Genomic DNA, 22,446 nt, shown 5'->3' on the forward strand with positions numbered 1-22,446 from the left:
AAGATTTTTCTAATTAAAGCCTAGCTTTATTGATTGCCCCTAACTTTTCTTATTTTTGTACCCATGGTCTATTTATACGCAAAAGCAGTTCATATTATCTTTGTGGTTTGTTGGATGGCTGGTTTATTTTATATCGTTCGCTTATTCATTTACCATACAGAAGCTAAATCCAAATCTGCGGAAGAGTATGGGGTTTTGCATAAACAGTTTATACTGATGGAGAGTAAATTGTGGTGGATCATCACAACACCAGCCATGTACCTCACTATTCTGGCAGCTCTCGTCATGTTATATATTAATCCGGGATTGTTGACCATGGGCTGGATGCATGTCAAGCTCACCTTTGTATTGGGACTGATCCTTTATCATTTTGCCTGCCAACGTATTATGTTTCAGTTAAAAGGGGAATCATCGACTTGGTCCTCGACCAAATTGCGTCTTTGGAATGAGCTGGCGACCGTTTTATTATTTGCAATTGTATTTACAGTCGTATTAAAGTCTGCTCTCAATTGGATATTCGGTGTTCTGGGACTTTTAATACTGTCCGTCTCCCTGATGATGGCTGTGAAACTCTACAAAAAAATCAGAAATAAAAACAACGCGGATAAAACGTTAAATTCTTAATTTTCTTAATCCTTTTCTATTCTCGTTAGTCGAACGATTATAAATTGAAAAGGAATATGTACAAGAGACTTTTGACTGTGATCATGTTGCTTGCTATCGCAACTGGAGGATTTGCCCAACGTTATAGAACTTATGGCGGAACATTAAATATCTATTCGGCCGATGTTCCCTTCTTTCTTTATATCAATAATGTTTTGTACAATAATAGACCGTTGATTGACCTTCATGTACCAAATTTGCAAAACCCGAGGTATAATCTCCGTATCGTATTCGCAAATAGGCGGCAGAGAACTTTAAATGGGAGGGTGTGCAGCTCGTCGACCAAAATGGTCAATATATGAATGTTGTGTTTTCCGTAAGCAGCCGTGGCGGAAATAGAGGTATTGTTCTGGAATCGATGAATCCTGTTGGTCGCTATAATGATAATTATCGCAATGGCGACAACTATAATAATGGTGATTATAATGAAGACAGGTACGATCGGGGTCAACAACAAGACGAGCGATATGGCCGGTCTGAGAATGATAGAAGTAATAATCAACAAAATCAGGACGATCCGATCGACAATACTGGTTATCAGGATAAAAATGAAGCTAACCAATTGAATGATCTGCTCAATCAAAAGAAAATGATCAGGACCGCTTGCAAGTGGCGGCTCAAGAGCTGAAAAATAGGCGATTGCGCAGTTCCGAAATCATAGATCTCATGGAGCTATTTATCAGGGACGATAATAAATTGGCTTTTGCTAAATATGCCTATCCAAGCTGTATAGACAAAGAGAATTATGATAAAGTAGTCGATGCACTATCTTTTAGTTCCACTCGGGAAAAATTGACAGCATTTATTAAGACGCAGCGTTAGTTACAGTTGAAATTTATCTTTTGGTTTCATTGCCAAGAAAGAGTGATTAAGAATAAGAATTACCTGTATAAATAGGCTATTTGTGTCATACCAACGATGGTTGTATAGTGCAAATAGCCTATTTCAGTAAAATGTAACCTCAGCTATATCGTATCTATTCCGCGAAACAGATATACTTCAATTCCATGTATTCATCGAGTCCATGTTTTGATCCTTCACGACCGACGCCAGATTGTTTTACCCCACCAAAAGGAGCTGTAGCATTCGATATTAATCCTGTGTTAACACCTACCATACCTGCCTCAAGTTGTTCCGCCACACGAAAGCAGCGATTGATATTGGTACTGTAGAAATAGGAGGCAAGGCCAAATTCGGTGTGATTGGCCATGGCTATACCATCTTCTTCTGTTTTGAAACTAAACAATGCGCAAACTGGGCCAAAAGTTTCTTCGTGAAATATCAGTGCCTCTTTAGGGATATTGGTAAGGACTGTAGGTTGGAAAAACAGACCTTTGATCACATGTCCACCAGCGGCCAATTCTGCCCCGTGATTCAAAGCATCTTGAACATGATGCTGTACTTTTTCTAAACCTTTGGCATTGATCAATGGCCCTACCTGAACACCTTTGTCGAGTCCATTGCCCACCTTTAATTGACCCACAGCACGGGCTAATTTTGTAGCGAATTCGTCGTAGACGTCTTCTTGGACTAAGAAGCGGTTGATAGAAACGCAAGTTTGTCCGGAGTTTCGAACTTACCAGCAATAGCACCTTCCACTGCGGCGTCAATATCTGCGTCACTAAATACAAGGAATGGAGCATTTCCGCCGAGTTCCATGGAGACTTTCTTAATGTTTGAGGCTGATTGTTCGATCAACGTCCTACCGACCTCAGTAGAGCCTGTAAAAGAAATTTTACGGACAAGATCATTTGTGGCAAGTTCCTTTCCGATACCAGCACTATCCTTTCCGGTAATGACATTAAAGACTCCTTTTGGCAGACCTGCTTCTTCGGCGAGTTTGACCAATGCGATTGCGGATAAAGGTGTTTGGGATGCGGGTTTGAGGACTACCGTACAGCCCGCTACAAGCGCCGGAGCGACCTTTCGGGTGATCATGGCCAAAGGGAAATTCCAGGGCGTAATTGCCGCAACGACCCCGACACCTTGTCGGATTGTCATCATTCTTACCCCTTTTTTTCTGAGCGGGAATCGTTTCCCCATAGGCTCTCTTACCCTCCTCGGCAAACCATTCAACAAATGAATTCCCGTAATCTACTTCTACTTTCGACTCATTGAGCGGTTTTCCACTCTCAAGTGTCATAATTTCAGCAAGTAGGTCTTTATTTTGTTGAATGAGATTGTACCAATTGCGAACAATAAGACATCGTTCCGAAATTGTTGTATTTTTCCAGCTTTTCCAGGCTTTGTCAGCCGCTTGTATGGCTTTTGTACAATCTGTAACTTTCAGATCGGGTAAAGCTGCAATTGTTTTTCCAGTGGCGGGGTTGACAACATCAAATGTGTTTTTGATGTGATAAATTTTCCGTTTATATAGGCTCTGTCAATTAAAAGTGGATTTTTCATTGGAATTATTATTTTTGTTTTTTACAAGCCATTGCTGCTGTTTGTGACCTGTATTTATTTATACTTGCTGATATATTACCTTGGATTATTTGGTACATCAGCTGCTTTTGGAACAATATTCTATCGCCTATTGTTTCGCAAACAAGCAATTTTACGGGAAACTTTGCTTAGACGAATTTTTTCCGTTGCTGTTCGTTGGGAACTGCGCAATACTTATTTGTTCCAAACCATTTGTAGCGATTTTTTGCAAAATAGTCGTAGCCCAAGTCCCGCCACTTTTTGGTAGTATTTTGAGAAAATAGACGATTGAATAGGGAAGACCCAATGTTTTGCAGATATTCAATATGGCTTCACTCTTTATATAAGTACCGCTAGGAGATATATAAACAATAGAATCTATATTTTTTGGAATAGAGTGTAAATTATTTTTAGCGAAGTCAGACTGTAAGGAACTAAATAGAAGCCTATTATTTGAGTCTATTTTCAATAGGATTTGAACAAAACGATTACAAACTAAGCAATCACCGTCAAAAAGATGATATGTTTCCCTTGCGTATTCATTAATATAAAGTTACTTCTATTTACTGAAAGAACTGCCATGATAACATCACATCTTTTATAAAACCTTCATGCTTTCACGAGCATCGACAGCAATGAAAATCTATTGAAGTTTTTTTCTGGCCAATAAACCGAGCATAGTGAGTTCATTGATACCCTTAGCGAAAAATACGAATCAATAAAAAATAGAAACTTTCATAAAAAAGCGGTGTTTCTATGAAAACACCGCTTCTGAAATATTCTTTTTGATCTTTATTACAAGTTCTTCATAATGGTATGTCCCATACGATCCCTTTTTGTTCGTAAATATTCCTCGTTGTAGGGGTTCGCGGTGATTTCAATAGGAACGTTTTCTACGATTTCCAGCCCATAGCCGACCAATCCTGCACGTTTTGTTGGGTTATTGGACATCAAACGCATTTTTGTTACCCCTAGATTTCTAAGGATTTGTGCACCAACACCATAGTCTCTCAAATCAGCTTTAAATCCAAGTTGGGCATTGGCATCAACGGTATCCAAACCATTCTCTTGTAATTTGTAAGCGTGCAATTTATTGATCAGTCCAATACCACGGCCTTCCTGATTCATATAGACAATCACACCTTTTCCTTCGTTTTGGATCATCTCCATCGCTTTATGAAGCTGAGGTCCACAATCACAACGGCAAGATCCAAAAATATCACCGGTCACACAGGAGCTATGTACACGAACAAGAATAGGTTCATCTTCATTCCACTCACCTTTATAAAGGGCAAGATGTTGTTCACCAGTATCTTTTTGAGTAAAGGCTTTCATTTGAAAATCACCATATTGTGTAGGCATATTGACAGTCACCTCTTCATTAATCAATGAATCGTGTTTTAAACGGTATTCAATAAGGTCCTCAATACTGATGATTTTTAAATCAAATTTTTGGCTACTTCCATTAATTCTGGTAGTCTAGCCATTTCACCATCTTCTTTTAAGATCTCGACCAATACACCTGCTGGTTCAAAACCTGCCAGACGAGCAAGGTCAACAGTTGCTTCGGTATGTCCTGTACGACGTAGTACACCACCATCTTTAGCAATCAATGGAAAGATATGACCAGGTCTACCCAACTCTTCGTAGTGAATATTTGGGTCTATCATTGCCTTGATCGTCTTTGAACGATCAGAAGCAGAGATCCCTGTTGTACAACCGTATCCTTGTAAGTCAATAGAAACGGTAAAATTAGTTTCATAGACCGCTGTATTTTGCCCCACCATCAGGTCAAGATGCAAAGCATCTGCTCTTTCCTTGGTGATAGGAGCACATACCAAACCCCGGCCATGAGTTGCCATAAAGTTGATAATTTCGGGAGTTGCGTTGCGGGCTGCGGTGATAAAATCACCTTCATTTTCACGATCTTCGTCATCTACGACGATAACTACTTTTCCTGCTTGTATATCAGCGATCGCTTCTTCGATCGTGTTTAATTTGAATTCCATTTAATTGTTATATTGTATTGATACAAAGTTAGTGTAGAATCTAATTTTATTTATAATGGCGTTGTCACAAATCTAATGTGACTCCTTTAATTTATTCTTTTTACCAAATTTCTCTTTGATCCATTTCCAGGCCGCTTCTGCTTTTAATTTGTACTGATCAATATCAAACAAAGCCGAATCTGTAGTCGATTTATAGGTTAAAAATGCAGCAAGGGGAGTTAATATGATAATAGCCATCCACATACCTACAGCCGAAGATATAGCACCATCTTTAGCCGTTTTTTCCGACACTGTAGAGATGATATGATAGATTAAGAAAAAGATAATGGCCATAACGACCGGGAGTCCGAGACCTCCCTTTCTAATAATGGCACCTAAAGGCGCTCCAATGGCAAATAGCAGTAGACAAGATACGGCCAATGTGAACTTTCTATGCCATTCAATGCGATAACGTATATCTTTTGTTTTGTAATCTTTAAATTCAAGGGTGCGGCTGTTGAGATCCTCTTTTAAATAGTTTAGCTGGCTCAGGGCATTCATGGTGATCTGTGTCCGTTGTTCAGGAGGTACAAGATCCGCTACTAAATCTTTATAAGGTTTGATCTTCGCTTCTTTTACCTTTGGCAGGCCAGGTTGATTTGCACTGAAATACTTCGAATAGATATTATAGCGCGTATCAAGAGTTCTTGTAATTGCTTTACCCATACTGTCGATTTTAATATGGTTGGAGTCAATGTACATATCCAGTTGCCTAAGATTTAACATCGCATGATGGCTCTTGAAAAGACTTTCATCTGTTTTACCTTGTTGAAAGCTACCCATGTCGAACTTCTGTTCTGTTTCCTTAAACTTAAATCGTGTAAATTGCTGACGTGGATCGTAAGTTTTCGAGTTCTTTGTGCGCGACTCTTCATAGCGTATACCGTCCTTCAATTTGAGGATCATATAACTATTGTCCGGTGAGTTATAAATGTACCCTTCTTTTGCCATTAGCACATTGTTGGCTGTATTACCACCTCGATGATCATAGATCATTAAGTCATAGAGAATCGTTCCTTCCTTATTTTTGCCTCTTGCACGAATGGAGTATCCTGGAATCGTATTGTTGAAAATGCCGGGTTTGATCAGAAAGTCAGCCTTTTTATTCCGTACATCTGTCAGCAAGGTGCCCATTTTTAGGTTGACCACTGGTAAAATGTAATCGGAAAATAGAAAGGAACTCGTAGCAAAAATTGCCACAAGTATAAATAGAGGAGTCATGGCTTTGCGTAAAGATACGCCTGCTGCTTTGATGGCCACAAGCTCATAGCTTTCCCCCAAGTTTCCAAAGGTCATAATGGAAGACAATAACATGGATAAGGGCATCGCCATTTGAATTTGAACAATGCATTGATACCCAATAAGCTCCATAATGGTGTACCATTCAAATCCTTTTCCGATCAAATCATCGATGTATTTAAATAGGAAAAGCATCAATAACACAAACATCACAATAAAAAATGTGACAATGAATGGTTTAATGAAAGCTTGAAGAATAAGTAAATGAACCTTTTTCATCCGTGACGCTAAGCAAATTGATGCCTTTACATTAAAGCATCTTCCAGCCAAGGAGCTCTTTTAGAGCCCTTGGTGAAAATATATTGCAAAGATAGGTTTTTTTATGCACCTATAACACTTTGAAGATAGACGATTGAATTTTTCCAGATTAATTTTCTGTTTTCCAAGTCCTCTTCTTTAGCAAAATCTATAATTTTAAGTGCGACGTCGTTTGTCAGCTCATCTTGATCGATCTCTAGATCAAAGAAATAAGGATCATCATCGAGCCACTTAAAACGCACTGATTTGTTTTCTTTTGATGCAACGATTTTTGCGCGATGCGGTTCATCGTCCCAAATGAAGGTGTAAACAGTGTCTTTGTAGTTTACATCGTCTGCAAACCATTGTGCCAGTTCGTTTGGTTCTTGCAAATACGGAAATAAAATTCTAGGTGAAGAGTTGATGATATATTCTAGTTGGAATTTTATTTTATCTGCCATAAAAATGTTTTTTTAAATTTTAGTTTGTTTAAATCAAAAATAAGCTATATTTGCATTCCCAAAATGGCGGGGTAGCTCAGATGGTTAGAGCGTTGGATTCATAACCCAAAGGTCGGCAGTTCGATTCTGCTCCCCGCTACAAATCTCTTCCCATTTTGCTTTTTATTGCATAAACTTATTATTTGTAATAATACATATTTATTTTGTTATTGCAAGTTTTTTTGTGAAAAGTTGGAGGCTTTTTCGCAAATATTTGAAATTAAAATCGTCCAAATCTTATCCCGAATTTTTTCTTAACGGAAACGCTATTTTACTTCGTTAAGAATGAGTTTGTTGTGTGTTATAATGATTTTTGAATAGGATAAATCGCTAAAAAAAAAAAAAATCTTTTGAATTGACAGGCGAAGTGGTATATTTGCATACCGAAACGGCGGGGTAGCTCAGATGGTTAGAGCGCAGGATTCATAACCCTGAGGTCGGCAGTTCGATCCTGCTCCCCTACTATAAAAAGGAAAGTCTAATACAGATTTTCCTTTTTTTTGAACCATTTTTGAAATAACCTTAGATTAGCACAGCATTTTTTGGGAATTTTCTTTAAGAGTGTCTCTTGTTTAGGCTCTAACACTTGGGTACTAAAGGATCCGCTGGATTACGTGTTAGTGATCTTATGTTATACAATGCGATTTCACCCTAAAGGTTGCCTAGCAATGACCATATGTTGGCGATCAAGCTTTGTTTTGTAACACAATTCCCACGTATATCACGCCTGATGCATCCTGATGATAGGTTGTGACATTAAATTCATGTATATTTATGCGGTTTCTTACCTATTATTTTTTACTATAATGAATTTCAGACCTATTCTTATTCTAGTGTGGCTTATCATCGGTTATCATGCTATTGCGCAAAAGAAAGCAATAAGCCATGTTGTCACGCACAACCGTACTACTATTATTTGTGATGCTGCTAAGGGTGAAAATCCTTATCCAGCATGGGGGTATTTCCCAAGGCCGAATACCCCGTAAGAAAAATAACCATGCATGTCACTTTGGGAAGTCCTGATAGCTTAAACACTGCACATTGGGATTATCTGGATCATATCGTGTTGAGACGCAAAGGAGGAGCGAAAGGAAAGGCGCTGAATTATGAATTGGGCCGGATGCTTACCCCTTATGGGAGTATTTACAACAAAGGGTGGAACTGGAAATGGCAGGTGGATGTGACTGACTTTGCTCCTTTTTGCGAGATAGCGTTGAGATTGTATATGTACACTCGGGTTTTGAGGATAAAACAGTCGGTTGGGCACTTAGCATAGATTTCGAAATTCTATCAGGACCTCCAGTTGTTACACCTCTTGGTATAACACCTTTGTGGAATAAGGGCTATAAATATGGCGATCCCAACGAGAAGATAGAGGAGAATTTATTGCCGGTAACTTACGAATCGCTTGGGCAAGCAGCCTTAAGCCGTATACGTATTCAGCATACAGGACATGGTATGGACAAACCTCGTGGTTGCAGTGAGTTTTGTACACGATGGCGTGAACTCATGCTCGACGGAAAGGTCGTTGACCTGCGGGATATGTGGAAAAAGTGTGGCGATAACCCTTTATACCCGCAAGGCGGGACATGGATCTTTGACCGGGCGTATTGGTGTCCCGGTGATCTGCAGCAACCTGATGTAATCGATATATTCACAAAGCCGGGCCAGCATACTGCAGCACTGCGAATGGAACCCTATACTGCTTCAAGCAATATACAGGCGGTTGAAAATATCTCAGCTTACTTGTTTCATTATTCGAAACCCAAGCAAAAAATAGATGCAGCCGTTGAATCTATTATGGTACCAAACGACGAGCAACGTTTTCGAGATTAAACCCAGCCAGTTCTGGCCCACGGATATCTTTCAGAAACCTCGGGGCAGATCCGTTGCATTCGCTTACAATTGTGTATGGAACTAAGGGATTTCCTGCTAAAACATTTCATTGGAAGGGAAATCTTTCTTTTAATCAAGTGGCAGATGTATTGCTACCAGGGGAAATTCAGGAAAAAGATGGTGAAAATGTCTTTCATGTGGCGCTTATCAAACCGAATGGTAAGAAAGATGCATGGTCAGAAGACAATGAAATGGACGTTGTTTTTACAGCACCAGAGAAATTTCCCAATGAATTTGTTGTGAAATTTCTTACAAATAAAGCACCTCAAGACAATAGTATTTCTTTAATAAATGCTCAGCAGGATACCGTTTTCCAAAAGAAGGCAGCACAGTTGACTGCGCTCACGCTTTATACTGATACGATACGCCTTGCTGCAGGCAATTACTCCTTTCGCCTAATAGATACCGCTGGAAATGGACTACAGTTTTGGGCACAACCCGAAAACGGAGATGGTTATCTTCGCATCTTCGACCTGAAAGGAAACCTTATTCATGCATTTGAAAGTGATTGTGGAGTGGGTGAAATGTTTAGTTTTAAGGCTGTTCCGGGATTTGAAATGGATACAACAAAGGCTCAATATGCATTCTCCCTGTATCCAAGATCGGTGGTTGACCAAACGCAGTTAAATGTGGTATCCAATAAGCAGAGCGATATGACCGTGCGGATAAAGGTTGACGGTGTGCTATGGCAAAAGCATGAATATAAAGCTGTTAAGAATGCAATATTCAACTATGATCTTAATCATCTTCCTAAAGGAAGGATAATTGTAGAAGCTTTTATGGATGGTATCAGTCAGTTTAAAGGACGGATCAATAAAAAGTAGTCGTGAAATACACAGGCCCCATTTTCTGGAGCCTGTGTATTCATGGTAATTTCTTAATTATCATCAAAGGCCAGGCTTTTCCAATCCTCTTTTGTAAATATTTGAGCATGATAAAAAACAATATCCAGCCGAGTACTGCCAGCCCCAAATCAATAGTTCATACTGAAAGATAACTTTATGAAGATAGCCCAAAAGTCCGAGTAAACCTAAGATCAATAAGTTGACCAGTGCTTTGGAACTGGATTGACTCGCTTTGGAAAAAGGGTAGTTTTTTACGAGAAAGAGCATGATCAAGATACTTTCTATTCCGCCAACAGCCGACGAAAGCAATAAGTCATTTATGGAGCTGATACCGAATAGAGGAACACAAATGCAAAGAAATAGAACATTAAATGGTAGTACGTATTTAATAAGACATGCTTTAAGTACACCGGTCATAAATTGTCCCGGACGATCTATTGGCGTGACATAATAGATCCAAGCGGCCTTATATTTATTGCTCTGTGTGATCAGCTGAAATACAGTCAATATGGTTAGTAGTGAGAGGTAAAACATAACAATATATAAGCCAGATTCCCTAACTTAACCAGTTTTTCTCTTGTCGGCAAGCCTTCACCAGTCCGTAAAAATAGAAATACAAAATAGATGGGTAAATAGGCCAAAGAGGGGTAAAGCTGCTGCTTAAATTCCCTTGTTTTTGAACTTATAAGCCATACAATACTAAACCCAGCCTCTTCAAGAGGAGATGAGCACAGCTTTGTTCCTAATTTTTTATATAAAGGGCGTTTTGTGAGGTTTTGCGAAATCACTTTTGTTGATTCAGGTAAAGGTGCATCTGCACTGGCTAGAGCGGCTATTTTTGCGTTAAAACCCTAGAAAACAACTGTGTACAAGCATAGATCCCAAAGAGCGGAACAGCTATACCCAAAACAGAAAATAGGATGATCTGTAGACTATGGTCACCCAAAAGCAGAGATTGAAAAGAAGCAATCCAGGTACTGGGAAATAACCAAAGGAATTTGAGCTGTTCAATGGTCAATTGAGACTCAACGATTGTTTGAATCAGATTGGGGCCAAGGTAATAGGCTAAAAAAATGATCATTGAAAGCCCAATTTGTAGATAGGTAATAATGTCTTTAAATTTTTGGATGGGTAGATATTTGATGCTTATTAGATAGAAGCCGTTGACGAATACCAATGCTACAAGTGTGCTTAATAGCAGTTGTACAACCAGTAGAAAAATGGCGATAATATCCCAGTTGAAGAACACATAGATTAAAAGTGGCAAGCATAATGCAATGACCTGATTGAAAAGTTTAATGGCAATAAATGTTATTCGCGATAATGCTATCGTTCGATCGTTGACCGGCTTGGGCATAATGATGTATTGATCCCTGGTATCCAAAAGTATGGGCGAAAAGTCCGACACTAATGTAATGCTCAGCATGCTGATAAAACAAAGTAGCATAATTGAAAGAGCTAAGTAGCGATCCGGAATTAGAATTAGAATAACCATGAACATCAAACCAATGATCATATACAAGATAAACTGTATAATAGAGGACGAAGAGGAAGACTTTCCTGTATTCCGTTTCTTAAATGTGATTGGCTTTCTGTTATCTAGGTAACTTTAGTCTCTAAAATAATTTTAAACTGTGCAAAGTTTACTCCCAAATTTTCCCATACTCCCTAAATAGAAGAATAAATCGTAAGATATATCTTTCCATATTATTGAATAGCGGTGATGATGTCAGATGCATCCAATGCATCGTTGTCGGTATTGGTTAATTTTGCAAATATGTGCTCAAGTGATTCGTTGGGATTTGACTTCAATTCGTCAATCGTTCCATCCGCAATAATACTCCCCTGACTGATCAGGAGGATTCGATCGGATACTTTTTCAACGACATCCATCATGTGTGAGCAGTAAAAAATAGTCTTACCTTCTTTGGCGAGTAATGATATGAGTTCCTTCACGAAGATTACCGCATTGGCATCTAGCCCAGACAGGGGCTCATCCAGGATGATGATCTGCGGATTATGGATAATACCGGATATAAGGAGCACCTTCTGACGCATACCTTTGGAAAAGGTATCCATTCTATTATTTGCATTTACGGCTAGACCGAATGCGCTTAATAATTTGAGGGAACGTTCCTGGATCGTATGATCCTCCATACCATATAATTTTCCGACAAAATCGAGATATTCCATTGGGGTCAATACTTCGTAAAGTTCCGCATTTTCAGGAACATACCCGAGTTGAGATTTTATGGAAAGGGGATCCTTTTGAATATCGATACCATTGATCTCAACTTTACCGGTGAAATCTTCAATCAATCCGGTCAATATTTTGACCGTGGTAGACTTTCCTGCACCATTGGGACCTATATAGCCAATGACCTGACCTGGAAATATATCCAGATTGATTCCCTTTAAAATTTCTTTTGTTCCGTATGATTTTCTTAGGTCAATGATACGAATGAGCGGCAACAAACCTTCCATATATTTAAATCTTCTAACGTAAACTTACATAAAAATATAGAGTTGCGGGCTTTATTTATTCAGAAAAAAGGAGTCCTAAGACTCCTTTCAAAACTATTTTATAATTGGAAAACTACCTGTCATTTTTTGGATATCCTTCTTCATCAAGATCATCTCTGAGATCTTCTTCATTTTGGGCCAGCTTTTTATCTAAAGGGGATAGTCGATTGTGCTTGAAACTTTCGATTCGCATATGTGCATCCTCTAACTCATCTTCCTCTAAATTTTCACGATCAGCGTATTCATCTCCGACAAAAGGATTTGAATTATCATAAGTAGAGTCATCATCTATTGCACCTTCGGATAGTGTGTCATAATTTGCCGGATGATCGTAATCGGGATCATTATCGTCCACATCCAGCTCATAACTGTCCATATCTTTGTTATAAGCTAGATTTTGCTCCGAATCAGAGTAGTCAGCTTCGACTTTTCCCTTCGTCTTTTGTCTTCCGTGCTAGCCATAATCCTATGATTTATCTTCAATAATACAACAGGCAGCAGCGTGAAAAGTTTTAAAAAATATCAGAAGACTCCGGATGTAGTATATTTTTTTAGCAATTGATAAATTCGCTAAAATAGTGATCATAAAGGCATAAAATTCTATCTGATAATGCAAACAAATTGAAAACATCATTGTTACTAATAGTAACAGTAAATCTTGGCCATTATGATTTTCAAGCGTTTAAATTATCAGACATTACAGAGTTTGCGCCTACAGGGGTATAATATCTTATTGACCATCGGGCGTTCAGAAGATGAGAACCCAATTTATTTCCCTATGAAATTGGAATCATTCAATTCGACACAGACAAATACCAGTAGCGGACAAGAACGTACACTCCAGGGTCAGAAGATATTGATTCTCGACGAAGCGATCCAACGTTCGCTAAATAATGACCTCAATGGTGTCATTCAACTTGACAACTAGCTGACTGTTTTTCTAGATTTTTTATAAGCACTTGGGGTTATATTTCTCTTTTTCTTATAAAAGTTGGTCAGGTGACTTTCATCGTTAAAACCTAGTTCATCCACAATCTGTTTCATGCTGTATTGGCTCGATGCCAACCTTTCTTCGATAAGTTGGGTACGAATATCGTCTATATACAGTTTATAACTTTTCTGGTATTTTTTCTTAAAAAAGGCGCCGAAGTAATTGGCCGAAATCTGAAAATGATCAGCTATATTTTTTATTTGTAGCTTGTCTGGGAAATAGATGTTTTGTTGGATATAAGCTTCTATTTCTTGAGACATGTCACGGGACTCATTGATCGGAAGATCCAGATCTTTTAATATATTTTCAATTAATGCAAAGAGTGACATCACTTGATGAAAGACAAAGGTAGAGGTCGCTGCATTTTCAGATTCTCCCTGTTGATAGATTAAGGAGATTACTTTTTCTATTAATTTTCTATTCTCCTTTTTAAGGGACAGGCTTTTATTGCGTAGTGTTTCTGAATTGAAAATATCCTGAGGATTGTAAGATAAGCAAAAATTTTGTTGTATATGATGCAGATCTTTAAAGTAATGGCTTGAAAAATATAAAATAAATACACTTGAATCTTTCTTACTTTCAAGTATTTCTGAAGCGGTATTCAGGAAGAGCAGATTTTCTTTGAGAAATTTTGCACCATTGTTTTTTGATACCAACGTGCCTTCCGAAATATAAGCCAATGCAAAATCAAAACCTAGTTCGCTTAGATCAATCTTTTGCTTATGTTTGATTTTTTCGGGGAGAAAGGATAAATTCATTGTGTACTTGTAAATTTTGTTTTATCGAATGATAATCGATATGACAGCCAAATATCGTTATTTTGATTATATCTTTTGACTTCTTAAAGAAAACAATGTGCTGTTGTAGGTTCCAGAAATAGGACTAAGTACTTTTTGCACTTCGCGTCATTTTTTCGATATTATCCCATTGTTCTTCAGGAATAATATCCAGACCATTAAATTCTCCTGCGCCTTTTAACCATTCTCCACCATCTATTGTTATGACATCGCCATTAATGTAGCTGGAATAATCCGATACAAGATACGCCGCAAGATCAGCCAGCTCGTCTAATTGACCCAAACGTCCTAAGGGAATCCGTTTCGTAGGAGATAGTAGTTCTCCTAATTCACCTGGTAGTAGGCGTTCCATGGCACCTGAGGTCTGAAACGGACCGGGGCAATTGCATTTAAACGTATTCCTTTTTTTCCCCATTCAACAGCAAGGGATCTTGTCATAGCCAATACACCAGCCTTGGCTGTCGCGGAAGGAACAACATAACCAGATCCTGTCCATGCGTAAGTCGTTACAATGCTAAGCACCGTTTTATTTTGGTCCTTATTTTCAATCCAACGTTTGCCCAATGCTAATGTAATTTATACTACCCTGAAGTACAATTCCGATGACAGACTCAAAAGCACGATGACTAAGCCGCTCGGTAGGGGATATAAAATTTCCTGCAGCATTGTTGATTAGGATGTCGATCCCCCAATTGTTCGTAGCCATAAGCTACTACACGCTCGACATCTTCATAATTACGTACATCTCCAGCTATGGCCAGGCATGTGCCTTGGTGTTTTTGGGATAGTTCTTTTGCTGTATGTTGAATCACATCATCCTTTCGGCTGCTGATCAAGCACGAAGCACCCAGCTCTAGGAAATAATCAGTCATCGCTTTTCCTAGCCCAGTACCACCACCTGTAATTAGAATGCGTTTGCCTTTTAGTGCACCTTCTTTTAACATGCCCATATCTTGTTTCGTTTTTATGTATGATTAAGTTACATAAATTTGAATGAAAATAAAAGTGATGGATGAAAGACAGGGAGGTGATTGTGGTAAATGATAGGAGAGGGCTAATAGGATGATAAGGGAACCTGAGGGTCGTAACAAATGCTAGGCAAACATAAGGAAGATGAAGATAAATTATTGGGAAAGCGGGAATGATGGGGAACGGAGAGATAGTAACAAATAATAGGAGAATGGGACTGTACGAGGTTGACCGCCTATAAAAATAAAAACAGGGACTATTTTGTCAATAGTCCCTGTTTTTATTTTTTTCGATCTATTGCTAGAAAGGAAATATGCTTATGCGCCTAATTGTACGCGTTTGAAAGCAGTTACTGTCAATCCTTTAGAAACTGAATCTAAGAATTGAGCGATATTTTTAGAAGAATCTTTTACAAATTCTTGGTTCAACAACGTAGTGTCTTTGAAGAATTTGTTCAATTTACCTTGAGCGATTTTCTCAGCCATCTCTGCTGGTTTACCTTCTGCAATGATTTGCTCTTTTGCGATAGCGATTTCACGCTCAATTGTGTTTTGATCAACACCGTCTTTATCGATTGCGATAGGGTTCATCGCTGCGATTTGCATAGCAACATCTTTACCAGCTTCTTCAGCACCAGCTGCGTCAGCAGAAAGACCTACTAATACACCTAAACGGTAGTTACCGTGGATATAAGCGATTACTTTCTCTGCAGTGATAGTTTCGTATTTAGAAACGTCAATTTTCTCACCGATTACACCAGTTTGCTCGATCAAAGCATCAGCGATTTTCTTGCCATCAATTTCCAAACCTTTCAATTCTTCCAAAGAAGCAGGTTTGTTGTTCAACGCTAGGTCTGCGATTTTTTCTGCGAAAGCTACGAAATCTGAGTTTTTAGCTACGAAGTCAGTTTCACAGTTTACTTCAACTACGATACCTGATTTACCATCTGCAGTTGCTTTAGCGATGATAACACCTTCGTTAGAGTCGCGATCTTGACGGCTAGCAGCTACTTTAGCGCCTTTTTTGCGCAAGTAATCTACAGCAGCTTCAAAGTCACCATTAGACTCAACCAAAGCTTTTTACAATCCATCATACCAGCGCCAGTTTGTTGACGCAATTTGTTTACATCTGATGCAGAAATTTGTACTGACATGTTTATTTCTTTTTATTATTGTTTACTACTGAAAATTTTGTACAATATTAACTTAAAACATGTTAAGCTAATATGAAGTTTAACATTCCTTGATAATCGGGAGCTGTTAAACCAAAAACCGGACAGATAGGCTAGTTCAAGAAAAGTAATCTTTTCCAGAAACTAACGCTACGCTATCCGGTTTGGAATAAAAATATTATTCTCCGTCTTTCGCTTTGCGAGGACGTTTAGCTTCTGAAGCTTCACTATTGTCAACTTTTGCTTTTGCAGCAGCAGCATCTTTTTCAGCTTCTTCTTCTTTGTCGCGTTTGCGCTCGTCCAAACCTTCTTGGATTGCTTGACCAATGATGCTTGCGATTAAGCTAATAGATTTACTAGCGTCATCATTTGCAGGGATTGGGAAATCAATGTTTGAAGGGTCAGAGTTTGTATCTACCATCGCGAAAGTAGGGATGTTCAATTTCATTGCTTCAGAAACAGCGATGTGTTCTTTTTCACATCGATGATGAATAAAGCAGCTGGCAAACGATTCAAATCAGCGATACCTCCTAAAAGGTTTTCTAATTTGATACGCTCACGTTGAATCATCAACTTTTCTTTCTTAGACAATACATCATAAGTACCGTCTTTTTGCATTTTGTCGATGTTAGACATTTTTTTGATAGACTTACGAACTGTAGCGAAGTTTGTAAGCATACCACCTAACCAACGCTCAGTCACAAAAGGCATGTTAACCTCTTTAGCTTGTTGTGCGATGATTTCTTTTGCTTGTTTTTTCGTTGCAACGAATAAAACTTTGCGACCTGATTTTACGATTTGTTTGATAGCTGAAGCAGCTTCTTCTAATTTCGTAAGAGTTTTGTTCAAGTCAATGATGTGGATACCGTTGCGCTCCATGAAAATGTACTTAGCCATTTTCGGATCCCATTTACGTGTAAGGTGACCAAAGTGCACACCTGCATCCAATAAATCTTGATAAGTAGTTCTTGCCATTTTTTGATCCTCCTTTGATTAACGTTTACTGAATTGGAATCTTCTACGAGCTTTACGACGTCCTGGTTTCTTACGTTCAACCATACGGTCATCACGTGTTACTAAACCTTTAGCGCGTAATGCAGGTTTAACTTCTGGGTTAAGCTCAACCAAAGCTTTTGCGATCGCTAGGCGAACAGCTTCTGCTTGACCTTTAACACCACCTCCGTTAACGTTTACTTTTACATCAAAGTTTGCTAATTCACCCGCTACGCTCAATGATTGAGTAGCGATGTATTGCAAAGGTAATGTCGGGAAATACTCTTTGTAGTCTTTACCGTTTATGATAATGTTTCCGCTACCAGCAGTTAAGTAAATGCGGGCAACAGCAGTTTTTCTTCTTCCTGAAGTGTTAGTTGTTGACATGTCGATGTTCCTTAAAATTTAACTGGTTTTGGACTTTGTGCTTCATGTTTGTGCTCAGTACCAGCATAAACGTAAAGGTTTTTAAACAATTGACGACCTAAACGGTTTTTAGGAAGCATACCGCGAACAGCTTTCTCAATGATGCGCTCAGGAATTTTGCCATTAACTCTTTAGGAGAAACGAAACGTTGACCACCTGGGTATCCAGTGTAGCGTACGTAAACTTTGTCGCCTAATTTGTTTCCTGTCAATCTAATTTTGTCTGCATTGATAACAATAACGTTATCTCCACAGTCTACGTGTGGGGTGAATGTAGGCTTGTGCTTACCACGAATTACTTTCGCGATGTTGCTCGCCAAACGCCCCAAAATCTCTCCTTCAGCGTCAACAACGATCCACTCTTTGTTAACGGTGTTCTTGTTGGCAGAGACAGTTTTGTAACTTAACGTATTCACTTGCTTTTGTTTAAATAATTTGTAAATTTTTATTTATCTTCCCCTTATCACAAGGGTCTGCAAAGGTACATCTATTATTCTATATTTTAAAATCTATTTCACTTATTTTATTGAAAACGAGCTAAGTTTCTAACTGGATGGGCCAATCTCAATATTTTTACAACTTCCTCGAAGGAATATTGTTACATTAGTTAGTATATTGCAGGAAGAATTTTTAATTATTTAGTGGAAGTAGATGAGATTGAATTTTTTAGATAAACGAGTTGTTTTGGGTTTTGTCGGATTTCTTTTTGGTACAGTCGGCCTAGTGCAGGCCCAGTCATTGGAGAAGAAGAGCAAACCCTACGATGCGCGGCTCAAAAATGTACAGGAAATATTAAAGCAAGGGAAAATCGGCCCTGGTGTAGATTCTTTAGATGCCATATTAGCGGATTACCCAAAAGCAGATGAAATCTATTTCACAAAGGCTATCCTTTTTGCCCAAATGCGAAATCAAGATGCTGCGATAGATGCCATAAAGGCAGCCCTAGGAATTCAACAGAAACCTGAGTATCTAAGCTTCGCAGTCGATGCCTTTAAAAGCAAAAATGATGCGGATAGCGCGCTGATCTATCTGGATAAATTGATCAACATAGATGAAAATAACACAGCTTCATTGAAGCGTGAACGTATCATGCTCCTTTTTAATGGCGGATATAAAGACGTAGCGCTCGAATATTTTCTTAAAACAAAAGAAATCGAAACCCCTTCCGATACGCTTGATATGGTGGGAGTGTACTGTTGAATGATGCTGGAGACTACAATGCTGTAATCGGTCTCCTGAAACCTTGGGCTGATAAAGGTACCAAATTAGCTCAGGTATACGGACAATTGGCTCAGGCTTATAATCTTTCTAAAAACTCAAAACTTGCATTGGAATATATCAATAAGGGTATTCAAACTTCGCAGGAGGACTTCCTTTATTTTGATTTGGCCGACCTGTACCGGTTAGATAAGAAAAACAAATTATCATTTGATGCATTAAGAAAAGGATTTCAATCCAAAAGATTGATTTCGGAGACAAAAATAGAATTATCATGACCTTGATGGGACCTAAGAGTCCCTATTCCAATGCGCAGCTTTTGGAATTAGCCAATATTTTAGTAGAGGTGCACCCGCGGATTGCAGAGAGCCATATGGCCAAAGGGCAGGTGTTGTGGCTGAACGAAGATAAAACAGCTGCACAAAGCTCGTTGGCAGTGGCTGTAAGTATGAATCCTTATCAGATCGATGCGTGGCGGATGTTGATGAGTCTGGATATGGATAAAGGAGAATTTGATCAAGCTATAGCCCATGGGGGAAGCCCTACATTATGTGGCCAATAATTCTACCATACTCTATTTCACAAGTATGGCCTACCTGATGAAAAAGGATACAGAGAATAGCCGTAAGTTTATGGAGGCGGCATTGAATAATGCGCAGGATGAAACTCCTTTTTACAAGCGAATATCTATGGGGACTGGGTGATATCTACAATACATTAAAGATGTATAAAGAATCGGATGCTGCCTATATGGAGGCGATTCGATTGGACAGCACAAATGTGACTGCCATGAACAATTTAGCGTACTATTTATCGTTAAGAAAAGAGCGACTGGACGAAGCGACAAAATATGCAGCAATGGCTACTAAATTGCAACCCAACAACGGAACATTTGAAGATACCTATGCTTGGGTTTTATTTGCTGACGGTAAATATGAGGATGCACTGGTTTGGATTCAAAAAGCCATGAAAAATACAAATCCACCAACAGCAGTTTTACTTGAGCATTATGGTGATATTTTGGTCAAATTGGGTAAGACCGGCGAAGCGCTCAAACAATGGAATCTAGCACTGGAAAAAGGTCTGGATTCTGATGAAAGTAAACAAAAAGTAAAAAGGAAGATTGAGACAAAAAGCTATGTGGAATAAAATTGTTTGGGTAGGTATTCTGGTGACTTTGCTTTCTTCTTGTAGCTCCAAAAAGAAACTGTTGAAAGGAGCAGATCTCAAATCAGAGAATGAACTGGTTATTAAAGACAATACACGTGAAGCAAAGAAAGCGACACTGCGTAATCTTTTTTGACCAATTTAAGCTATTCGACGTTTTCCGGAAAGGCAAAAATGCGTCTCGATCTGGGTAAGGATAAGTTTGATGTTACCTCCAATATCCGGATCGAAAAGGATAAAAGGATCTGGATTTCGATTTCAGCAACCCTTGAATTGAAGTTGCCCGGGTTTTAATTACGCCGGATAGTGTGCAGATTCTGAATAAGTTTCAGAATGAGTATATGGTCAAACCATTCGACTATCTCTATCGTTTCGCAAGCCCTGATCTTACTTTTTCTAACCTACAGGATTTACTTTTGGCGAATATATCCGTTAATCTACTGTCAGATATCGATGCGGTGAATTTTAAACAAGATCCAAATTCTGTGCAGTTGGATGGAAAACTGAATGAACTTGATTTCTTATATAAACTGAACAACAATAATCGCCCCTACCAGTTCAGGCTGTCACAGTTGTCCAAAAACAACTGTTGGAAGCAAATTATGGGGAATATGCAATGGCTTCCGGTCAGGAATTTCCGATGCTGCTAAAAATGATTATTTCAGATGGACGTCAGGAGATAAAAACAGAGATTAATTTTAACAAAGTGACATTTAATGAACCTGTTGAAATGCCTTTTTCAGTGTCATCGCGATATAAAGTAATCCGATAAGAAGTTATCTATTTCCATTAGATTTATTACTTTCGCATTTAGTTTGCTATTGTAAATGAAAAAATGGGGTTAGGAAAGGAGCAAACACTAAATAAATAGTACTGTAAATGAACTTTAAAAAGACGATATTTGGTATAGTAGCATTCATTTTGATGATTGGTATTTCTGCTGCTCAGACGAGAGCCGAGCTGGAAAAGCAACGGGAGAAACTTACTCGCGAAATTGCTGAATTGCAGAATACTGTGAAAGAAATAGCCAAGGAAAAATCGTTGACACAGCAACAGGTGACTGCCTTGAGTAAGCAGATCAATTTACGTGAACAAAAGATAAATACAATCACTTCTGAGGTAGCAGTCATCAATAAACATATTAATGCGAATACAGCAGCAGTAAATAAATTGAAGGCCGAACTGGAAAAAATGAAACGTGATTATGAAAAGATGGTCATGTTTGCTTTTCGTAATCGTAACGCCTACAATAAACTGATGTTTATTTTTGCTTCGAAGGATTTTAATCAAGGATTTAGACGCGTAAAATATTTACAGCAATTTAATGATTCAAGAAAATTAAAGGCTGCAGATATCGAGAATACGAAGAAACAGATCGAACAAAAAATTGCACAATTGCAAGCCGACCGAAATAAGCAGGTTGCATTGATGAAAGAGCAGGAAACGGAAAAGAGAACGATCTCTCAACAACGCTCTGTTTACTCTGGGCAATTGAGTGACCTCATTGTTACAGAACGTGGTGTGAAGAAAGATATCACGCAAAAAAAAAAGAAGAACGTCGGATCAATGCTGCTATCAAAGAAATCATTAGAAGAGAGATTGAAGCTGAAAGAAGACGTGCAGAAGCTGCTCGTCGTGCTGCCGAAGCAGCCGCAGAACGTAATCGGAAAGCAAATGAATCTGCAAATGCTTCGAAAGGTAAAAACAGTACGAGTACAAAAAGTAGTAATACCGCACGGAAAACAGATTCTGAGGTCTTACGCAGCACACCGGAAGCGATCAAGCTTTCAAATGATTTTAGATCTAATCGAGGTAGCTTGCCTTGGCCGGTTTCGAATGCGAAAGTTATGCAAGGTTTTGGTGGTGAAAGCGTAGGTAGAAATGTGAACTGGGATCATGAGTCGGTGAAAATACAAACGTCCAGCGGGGCTGCAGTTAAAGCGGTTTTTGCAGGCGAGGTAAGTAGCGTGCTGACGATGTATGGACAACGCATTGTGATGATTAAACACGGTGAGTACTTTACAGTATATAATAACTTAGGTAGTGTCAGTGTTTCTAAGGGACAGAAGGTAAGTACAGGTCAAACAATCGGTACGGCAGATGTGGATTCAGATACAGGTGTACCAATGGTCGACTTCTCTGTTTATCAGGGATCAACACCATTGAATCCGATGTCGTGGTTGGCGAGATAAGAAATAATTACTATATTTAATAATTATCACTACATTTGTAAAGAGGGAGAATAGATTTAGTTTAAAAGAATTGAAAAACAAGAAATTA

The 22,446-nt window shown here is 38.7% G+C and carries 27 protein-coding genes, 1 tRNA gene and 8 pseudogenes; 19 read left to right on the forward strand and 17 right to left on the reverse strand.

Annotation, left to right across the window (positions count from 1 at the left end):
- Positions 1-63: 63 nt before the first annotated feature.
- Genes KUH03_RS25920 through KUH03_RS25935 form a run of 4 tightly spaced genes read left to right on the forward strand, consistent with a single transcriptional unit; the run spans position 64 to position 1,485 of the window.
- Positions 64-624: a CopD family protein gene (locus KUH03_RS25920; protein WP_120262232.1), complete on the forward strand. Its 561-nt coding sequence runs from the start codon at positions 64-66 to the stop codon at positions 622-624.
- A gap of 56 nt (positions 625-680) precedes the next feature.
- A complete protein-coding gene (locus tag KUH03_RS25925) occupies positions 681-965 on the forward strand; it encodes a hypothetical protein (protein ID WP_257087425.1) in 285 nt (94 codons plus the stop codon).
- Positions 962-1,291 carry a hypothetical protein gene (locus tag KUH03_RS25930; RefSeq protein WP_257087426.1) on the forward strand — a complete coding sequence of 110 codons (330 nt, stop codon included), beginning with the start codon at positions 962-964 and terminating at the stop codon, positions 1,289-1,291. The genes KUH03_RS25925 and KUH03_RS25930 overlap by 4 nt, the downstream gene beginning before the upstream one ends.
- The gene (locus KUH03_RS25935) at positions 1,273-1,485 is read left to right on the forward strand and encodes a DUF4476 domain-containing protein (RefSeq protein WP_257087427.1); all 213 of its coding nucleotides are present in this window, start codon (positions 1,273-1,275) and stop codon (positions 1,483-1,485) included. The genes KUH03_RS25930 and KUH03_RS25935 overlap by 19 nt, the downstream gene beginning before the upstream one ends.
- A gap of 154 nt (positions 1,486-1,639) precedes the next feature.
- Here KUH03_RS25935 and KUH03_RS46725 read toward each other — a convergent pair.
- The 6 genes and pseudogenes from KUH03_RS46725 to KUH03_RS25965 all read right to left on the reverse strand — a co-directional run bounded on the left by KUH03_RS46725 (position 1,640) and on the right by KUH03_RS25965 (position 7,132).
- Positions 1,640-2,706: pseudogene (locus tag KUH03_RS46725) on the reverse strand (NAD-dependent succinate-semialdehyde dehydrogenase).
- A 31-nt stretch (positions 2,707-2,737) separates the two neighbouring features.
- Positions 2,738-3,025, reverse strand: a pseudogene (locus KUH03_RS25950) (aldehyde dehydrogenase family protein); the annotation flags it as partial.
- Between the two features lie 195 nt (positions 3,026-3,220).
- Positions 3,221-3,634: a thiol-disulfide oxidoreductase DCC family protein gene (locus KUH03_RS49170; protein ID WP_373564844.1), complete on the reverse strand. Its 414-nt coding sequence runs from the start codon at positions 3,632-3,634 to the stop codon at positions 3,221-3,223.
- A 248-nt stretch (positions 3,635-3,882) separates the two neighbouring features.
- Positions 3,883-5,096, reverse strand: a pseudogene (locus tag KUH03_RS25955) (bifunctional 3,4-dihydroxy-2-butanone-4-phosphate synthase/GTP cyclohydrolase II).
- A 72-nt stretch (positions 5,097-5,168) separates the two neighbouring features.
- Positions 5,169-6,653, reverse strand: a complete 1,485-nt coding sequence (locus tag KUH03_RS25960; protein ID WP_257087429.1) for an LptF/LptG family permease — start codon at positions 6,651-6,653, stop codon at positions 5,169-5,171.
- A gap of 101 nt (positions 6,654-6,754) precedes the next feature.
- The gene (locus KUH03_RS25965; RefSeq protein WP_120262237.1) at positions 6,755-7,132 is read right to left on the reverse strand and encodes an START-like domain-containing protein; all 378 of its coding nucleotides are present in this window, start codon (positions 7,130-7,132) and stop codon (positions 6,755-6,757) included.
- Between the two features lie 65 nt (positions 7,133-7,197).
- Here KUH03_RS25965 and KUH03_RS25970 point away from each other — a divergent pair.
- The 4 genes from KUH03_RS25970 to KUH03_RS25985 all read left to right on the forward strand — a co-directional run bounded on the left by KUH03_RS25970 (position 7,198) and on the right by KUH03_RS25985 (position 9,891).
- Positions 7,198-7,271, forward strand: a tRNA-Met gene (locus tag KUH03_RS25970).
- An 852-nt stretch (positions 7,272-8,123) separates the two neighbouring features.
- On the forward strand, positions 8,124-8,447 hold the full coding sequence (locus KUH03_RS25975) for a hypothetical protein (RefSeq protein WP_257087430.1): 324 nt from the start codon (positions 8,124-8,126) through the stop codon (positions 8,445-8,447).
- Between the two features lie 53 nt (positions 8,448-8,500).
- On the forward strand, positions 8,501-9,007 hold the full coding sequence (locus KUH03_RS25980) for a peptide-N-glycosidase F-related protein (RefSeq protein ID WP_257087431.1): 507 nt from the start codon (positions 8,501-8,503) through the stop codon (positions 9,005-9,007).
- Between the two features lie 53 nt (positions 9,008-9,060).
- A complete protein-coding gene (locus KUH03_RS25985; RefSeq protein ID WP_257087432.1) occupies positions 9,061-9,891 on the forward strand; it encodes a hypothetical protein in 831 nt (276 codons plus the stop codon).
- Between the two features lie 63 nt (positions 9,892-9,954).
- On the opposite strand, the gene KUH03_RS25990 is transcribed toward KUH03_RS25985, so the two are convergent.
- From KUH03_RS25990 to KUH03_RS26005, 4 genes are all read right to left on the reverse strand, one after another.
- Positions 9,955-10,446 carry a hypothetical protein gene (locus KUH03_RS25990; protein ID WP_257087433.1) on the reverse strand — a complete coding sequence of 164 codons (492 nt, stop codon included), beginning with the start codon at positions 10,444-10,446 and terminating at the stop codon, positions 9,955-9,957.
- 298 nt (positions 10,447-10,744) lie between these two features.
- The gene (locus KUH03_RS25995; RefSeq protein ID WP_257087434.1) at positions 10,745-11,428 is read right to left on the reverse strand and encodes a hypothetical protein; all 684 of its coding nucleotides are present in this window, start codon (positions 11,426-11,428) and stop codon (positions 10,745-10,747) included.
- Positions 11,429-11,619: 191 nt separating this feature from the next.
- Positions 11,620-12,396 (reverse strand): ABC transporter ATP-binding protein, encoded by a 777-nt coding sequence (locus KUH03_RS26000; protein WP_257087435.1) that lies wholly within the window; start codon positions 12,394-12,396, stop codon positions 11,620-11,622.
- A 112-nt stretch (positions 12,397-12,508) separates the two neighbouring features.
- Entirely contained in the window at positions 12,509-12,811 is a 303-nt protein-coding gene (locus KUH03_RS26005; RefSeq protein ID WP_257087436.1) for a hypothetical protein, read from the reverse strand.
- 291 nt (positions 12,812-13,102) lie between these two features.
- On the opposite strand from KUH03_RS26005, the gene KUH03_RS26010 reads away from it, so the two are divergent.
- Entirely contained in the window at positions 13,103-13,363 is a 261-nt protein-coding gene (locus tag KUH03_RS26010) for a hypothetical protein (protein WP_120262242.1), read from the forward strand.
- Here KUH03_RS26010 and KUH03_RS26015 read toward each other — a convergent pair.
- From KUH03_RS26015 to rplM, 7 genes and pseudogenes are all read right to left on the reverse strand, one after another.
- Entirely contained in the window at positions 13,360-14,184 is an 825-nt protein-coding gene (locus KUH03_RS26015) for an AraC family transcriptional regulator (protein ID WP_257087437.1), read from the reverse strand. The genes KUH03_RS26010 and KUH03_RS26015 overlap by 4 nt on opposite strands.
- Positions 14,185-14,308: 124 nt before the next feature.
- Positions 14,309-14,745 (reverse strand): annotated as a pseudogene (locus tag KUH03_RS49175) (SDR family oxidoreductase).
- Positions 14,746-14,849: 104 nt separating this feature from the next.
- Positions 14,850-15,173: an SDR family NAD(P)-dependent oxidoreductase gene (locus KUH03_RS46740; protein WP_306429173.1), complete on the reverse strand. Its 324-nt coding sequence runs from the start codon at positions 15,171-15,173 to the stop codon at positions 14,850-14,852.
- Between the two features lie 336 nt (positions 15,174-15,509).
- Positions 15,510-16,345, reverse strand: a pseudogene (gene tsf / locus KUH03_RS26025) (translation elongation factor Ts).
- Between the two features lie 196 nt (positions 16,346-16,541).
- Positions 16,542-17,338, reverse strand: a pseudogene (gene rpsB / locus KUH03_RS26030) (30S ribosomal protein S2).
- Between the two features lie 18 nt (positions 17,339-17,356).
- Positions 17,357-17,743, reverse strand: coding sequence for a 30S ribosomal protein S9 (rpsI, locus tag KUH03_RS26035; RefSeq protein ID WP_077437656.1), 387 nt, complete (start codon positions 17,741-17,743; stop codon positions 17,357-17,359).
- 11 nt (positions 17,744-17,754) lie between these two features.
- Positions 17,755-18,197: pseudogene (rplM, locus tag KUH03_RS26040) on the reverse strand (50S ribosomal protein L13).
- Positions 18,198-18,465: 268 nt separating this feature from the next.
- Between rplM and KUH03_RS26045 the strand changes: the two are divergent.
- From KUH03_RS26045 to KUH03_RS26090, 10 genes and pseudogenes are all read left to right on the forward strand, one after another.
- Complete coding sequence (locus KUH03_RS26045; protein WP_257087438.1) at positions 18,466-18,981, forward strand: hypothetical protein; 516 nt, start codon at positions 18,466-18,468, stop codon at positions 18,979-18,981.
- Positions 18,978-19,277 (forward strand): hypothetical protein, encoded by a 300-nt coding sequence (locus tag KUH03_RS26050; RefSeq protein ID WP_257087439.1) that lies wholly within the window; start codon positions 18,978-18,980, stop codon positions 19,275-19,277. The genes KUH03_RS26045 and KUH03_RS26050 overlap by 4 nt, the downstream gene beginning before the upstream one ends.
- Positions 19,274-19,561, forward strand: coding sequence for a hypothetical protein (locus KUH03_RS26055; protein WP_257087440.1), 288 nt, complete (start codon positions 19,274-19,276; stop codon positions 19,559-19,561). The genes KUH03_RS26050 and KUH03_RS26055 overlap by 4 nt, the downstream gene beginning before the upstream one ends.
- Positions 19,551-19,703, forward strand: a complete 153-nt coding sequence (locus tag KUH03_RS26060; RefSeq protein WP_257087441.1) for a hypothetical protein — start codon at positions 19,551-19,553, stop codon at positions 19,701-19,703. Before KUH03_RS26055 ends, KUH03_RS26060 begins: the two co-directional genes overlap by 11 nt.
- Before the next feature lie 19 nt (positions 19,704-19,722).
- On the forward strand, positions 19,723-20,148 hold the full coding sequence (locus KUH03_RS26065; RefSeq protein ID WP_257087442.1) for a M48 family metallopeptidase: 426 nt from the start codon (positions 19,723-19,725) through the stop codon (positions 20,146-20,148).
- Positions 20,138-20,302, forward strand: a complete 165-nt coding sequence (locus KUH03_RS26070; protein WP_257087443.1) for a hypothetical protein — start codon at positions 20,138-20,140, stop codon at positions 20,300-20,302. The genes KUH03_RS26065 and KUH03_RS26070 overlap by 11 nt, the downstream gene beginning before the upstream one ends.
- A complete protein-coding gene (locus tag KUH03_RS26075) occupies positions 20,299-20,460 on the forward strand; it encodes a DUF4292 domain-containing protein (RefSeq protein ID WP_257087444.1) in 162 nt (53 codons plus the stop codon). Before KUH03_RS26070 ends, KUH03_RS26075 begins: the two co-directional genes overlap by 4 nt.
- Before the next feature lie 14 nt (positions 20,461-20,474).
- Positions 20,475-20,938 (forward strand): annotated as a pseudogene (locus tag KUH03_RS26080) (DUF4292 domain-containing protein).
- A 149-nt stretch (positions 20,939-21,087) separates the two neighbouring features.
- Positions 21,088-22,041: a murein hydrolase activator EnvC gene (locus KUH03_RS26085; protein WP_257087446.1), complete on the forward strand. Its 954-nt coding sequence runs from the start codon at positions 21,088-21,090 to the stop codon at positions 22,039-22,041.
- Positions 22,014-22,358, forward strand: coding sequence for a murein hydrolase activator EnvC (locus tag KUH03_RS26090; RefSeq protein ID WP_257087447.1), 345 nt, complete (start codon positions 22,014-22,016; stop codon positions 22,356-22,358). The genes KUH03_RS26085 and KUH03_RS26090 overlap by 28 nt, the downstream gene beginning before the upstream one ends.
- Positions 22,359-22,446 lie beyond the last annotated feature (88 nt).

This window comes from Sphingobacterium sp. E70, from assembly GCF_019285695.1.
GTDB classification, from domain to species: domain Bacteria; phylum Bacteroidota; class Bacteroidia; order Sphingobacteriales; family Sphingobacteriaceae; genus Sphingobacterium; species Sphingobacterium detergens.

What these genes read in the sequence shown, in the direction of transcription:
- rpsI (WP_077437656.1), bottom strand. Translation starts at nt 17,743, where the DNA reads ATGTCAACAACTAACACTTCAGGAAGAAGAAAAACTGCTGTTGCCCGC.
- KUH03_RS25960 (WP_257087429.1), bottom strand. Translation starts at nt 6,653, where the DNA reads ATGAAAAAGGTTCATTTACTTATTCTTCAAGCTTTCATTAAACCATTC.
- KUH03_RS26070 (WP_257087443.1), top strand. Translation starts at nt 20,138, where the DNA reads ATGTGGAATAAAATTGTTTGGGTAGGTATTCTGGTGACTTTGCTTTCT.
- KUH03_RS26055 (WP_257087440.1), top strand. Translation starts at nt 19,274, where the DNA reads ATGACCTTGATGGGACCTAAGAGTCCCTATTCCAATGCGCAGCTTTTG.
- KUH03_RS26000 (WP_257087435.1), bottom strand. Translation starts at nt 12,396, where the DNA reads ATGGAAGGTTTGTTGCCGCTCATTCGTATCATTGACCTAAGAAAATCA.
- KUH03_RS26065 (WP_257087442.1), top strand. Translation starts at nt 19,723, where the DNA reads ATGTATAAAGAATCGGATGCTGCCTATATGGAGGCGATTCGATTGGAC.
- KUH03_RS26090 (WP_257087447.1), top strand. Translation starts at nt 22,014, where the DNA reads ATGCAAGGTTTTGGTGGTGAAAGCGTAGGTAGAAATGTGAACTGGGAT.
- KUH03_RS25995 (WP_257087434.1), bottom strand. Translation starts at nt 11,428, where the DNA reads ATGATCATTGGTTTGATGTTCATGGTTATTCTAATTCTAATTCCGGAT.
- KUH03_RS25930 (WP_257087426.1), top strand. Translation starts at nt 962, where the DNA reads ATGAATGTTGTGTTTTCCGTAAGCAGCCGTGGCGGAAATAGAGGTATT.
- KUH03_RS25990 (WP_257087433.1), bottom strand. Translation starts at nt 10,446, where the DNA reads ATGTTTTACCTCTCACTACTAACCATATTGACTGTATTTCAGCTGATC.
- KUH03_RS26010 (WP_120262242.1), top strand. Translation starts at nt 13,103, where the DNA reads ATGATTTTCAAGCGTTTAAATTATCAGACATTACAGAGTTTGCGCCTA.
- KUH03_RS25975 (WP_257087430.1), top strand. Translation starts at nt 8,124, where the DNA reads ATGGGGGTATTTCCCAAGGCCGAATACCCCGTAAGAAAAATAACCATG.
- KUH03_RS26015 (WP_257087437.1), bottom strand. Translation starts at nt 14,184, where the DNA reads ATGAATTTATCCTTTCTCCCCGAAAAAATCAAACATAAGCAAAAGATT.
- KUH03_RS46740 (WP_306429173.1), bottom strand. Translation starts at nt 15,173, where the DNA reads ATGGGCATGTTAAAAGAAGGTGCACTAAAAGGCAAACGCATTCTAATT.
- KUH03_RS25920 (WP_120262232.1), top strand. Translation starts at nt 64, where the DNA reads ATGGTCTATTTATACGCAAAAGCAGTTCATATTATCTTTGTGGTTTGT.
- KUH03_RS26005 (WP_257087436.1), bottom strand. Translation starts at nt 12,811, where the DNA reads ATGGACAGTTATGAGCTGGATGTGGACGATAATGATCCCGATTACGAT.
- KUH03_RS25965 (WP_120262237.1), bottom strand. Translation starts at nt 7,132, where the DNA reads ATGGCAGATAAAATAAAATTCCAACTAGAATATATCATCAACTCTTCA.
- KUH03_RS25925 (WP_257087425.1), top strand. Translation starts at nt 681, where the DNA reads ATGTACAAGAGACTTTTGACTGTGATCATGTTGCTTGCTATCGCAACT.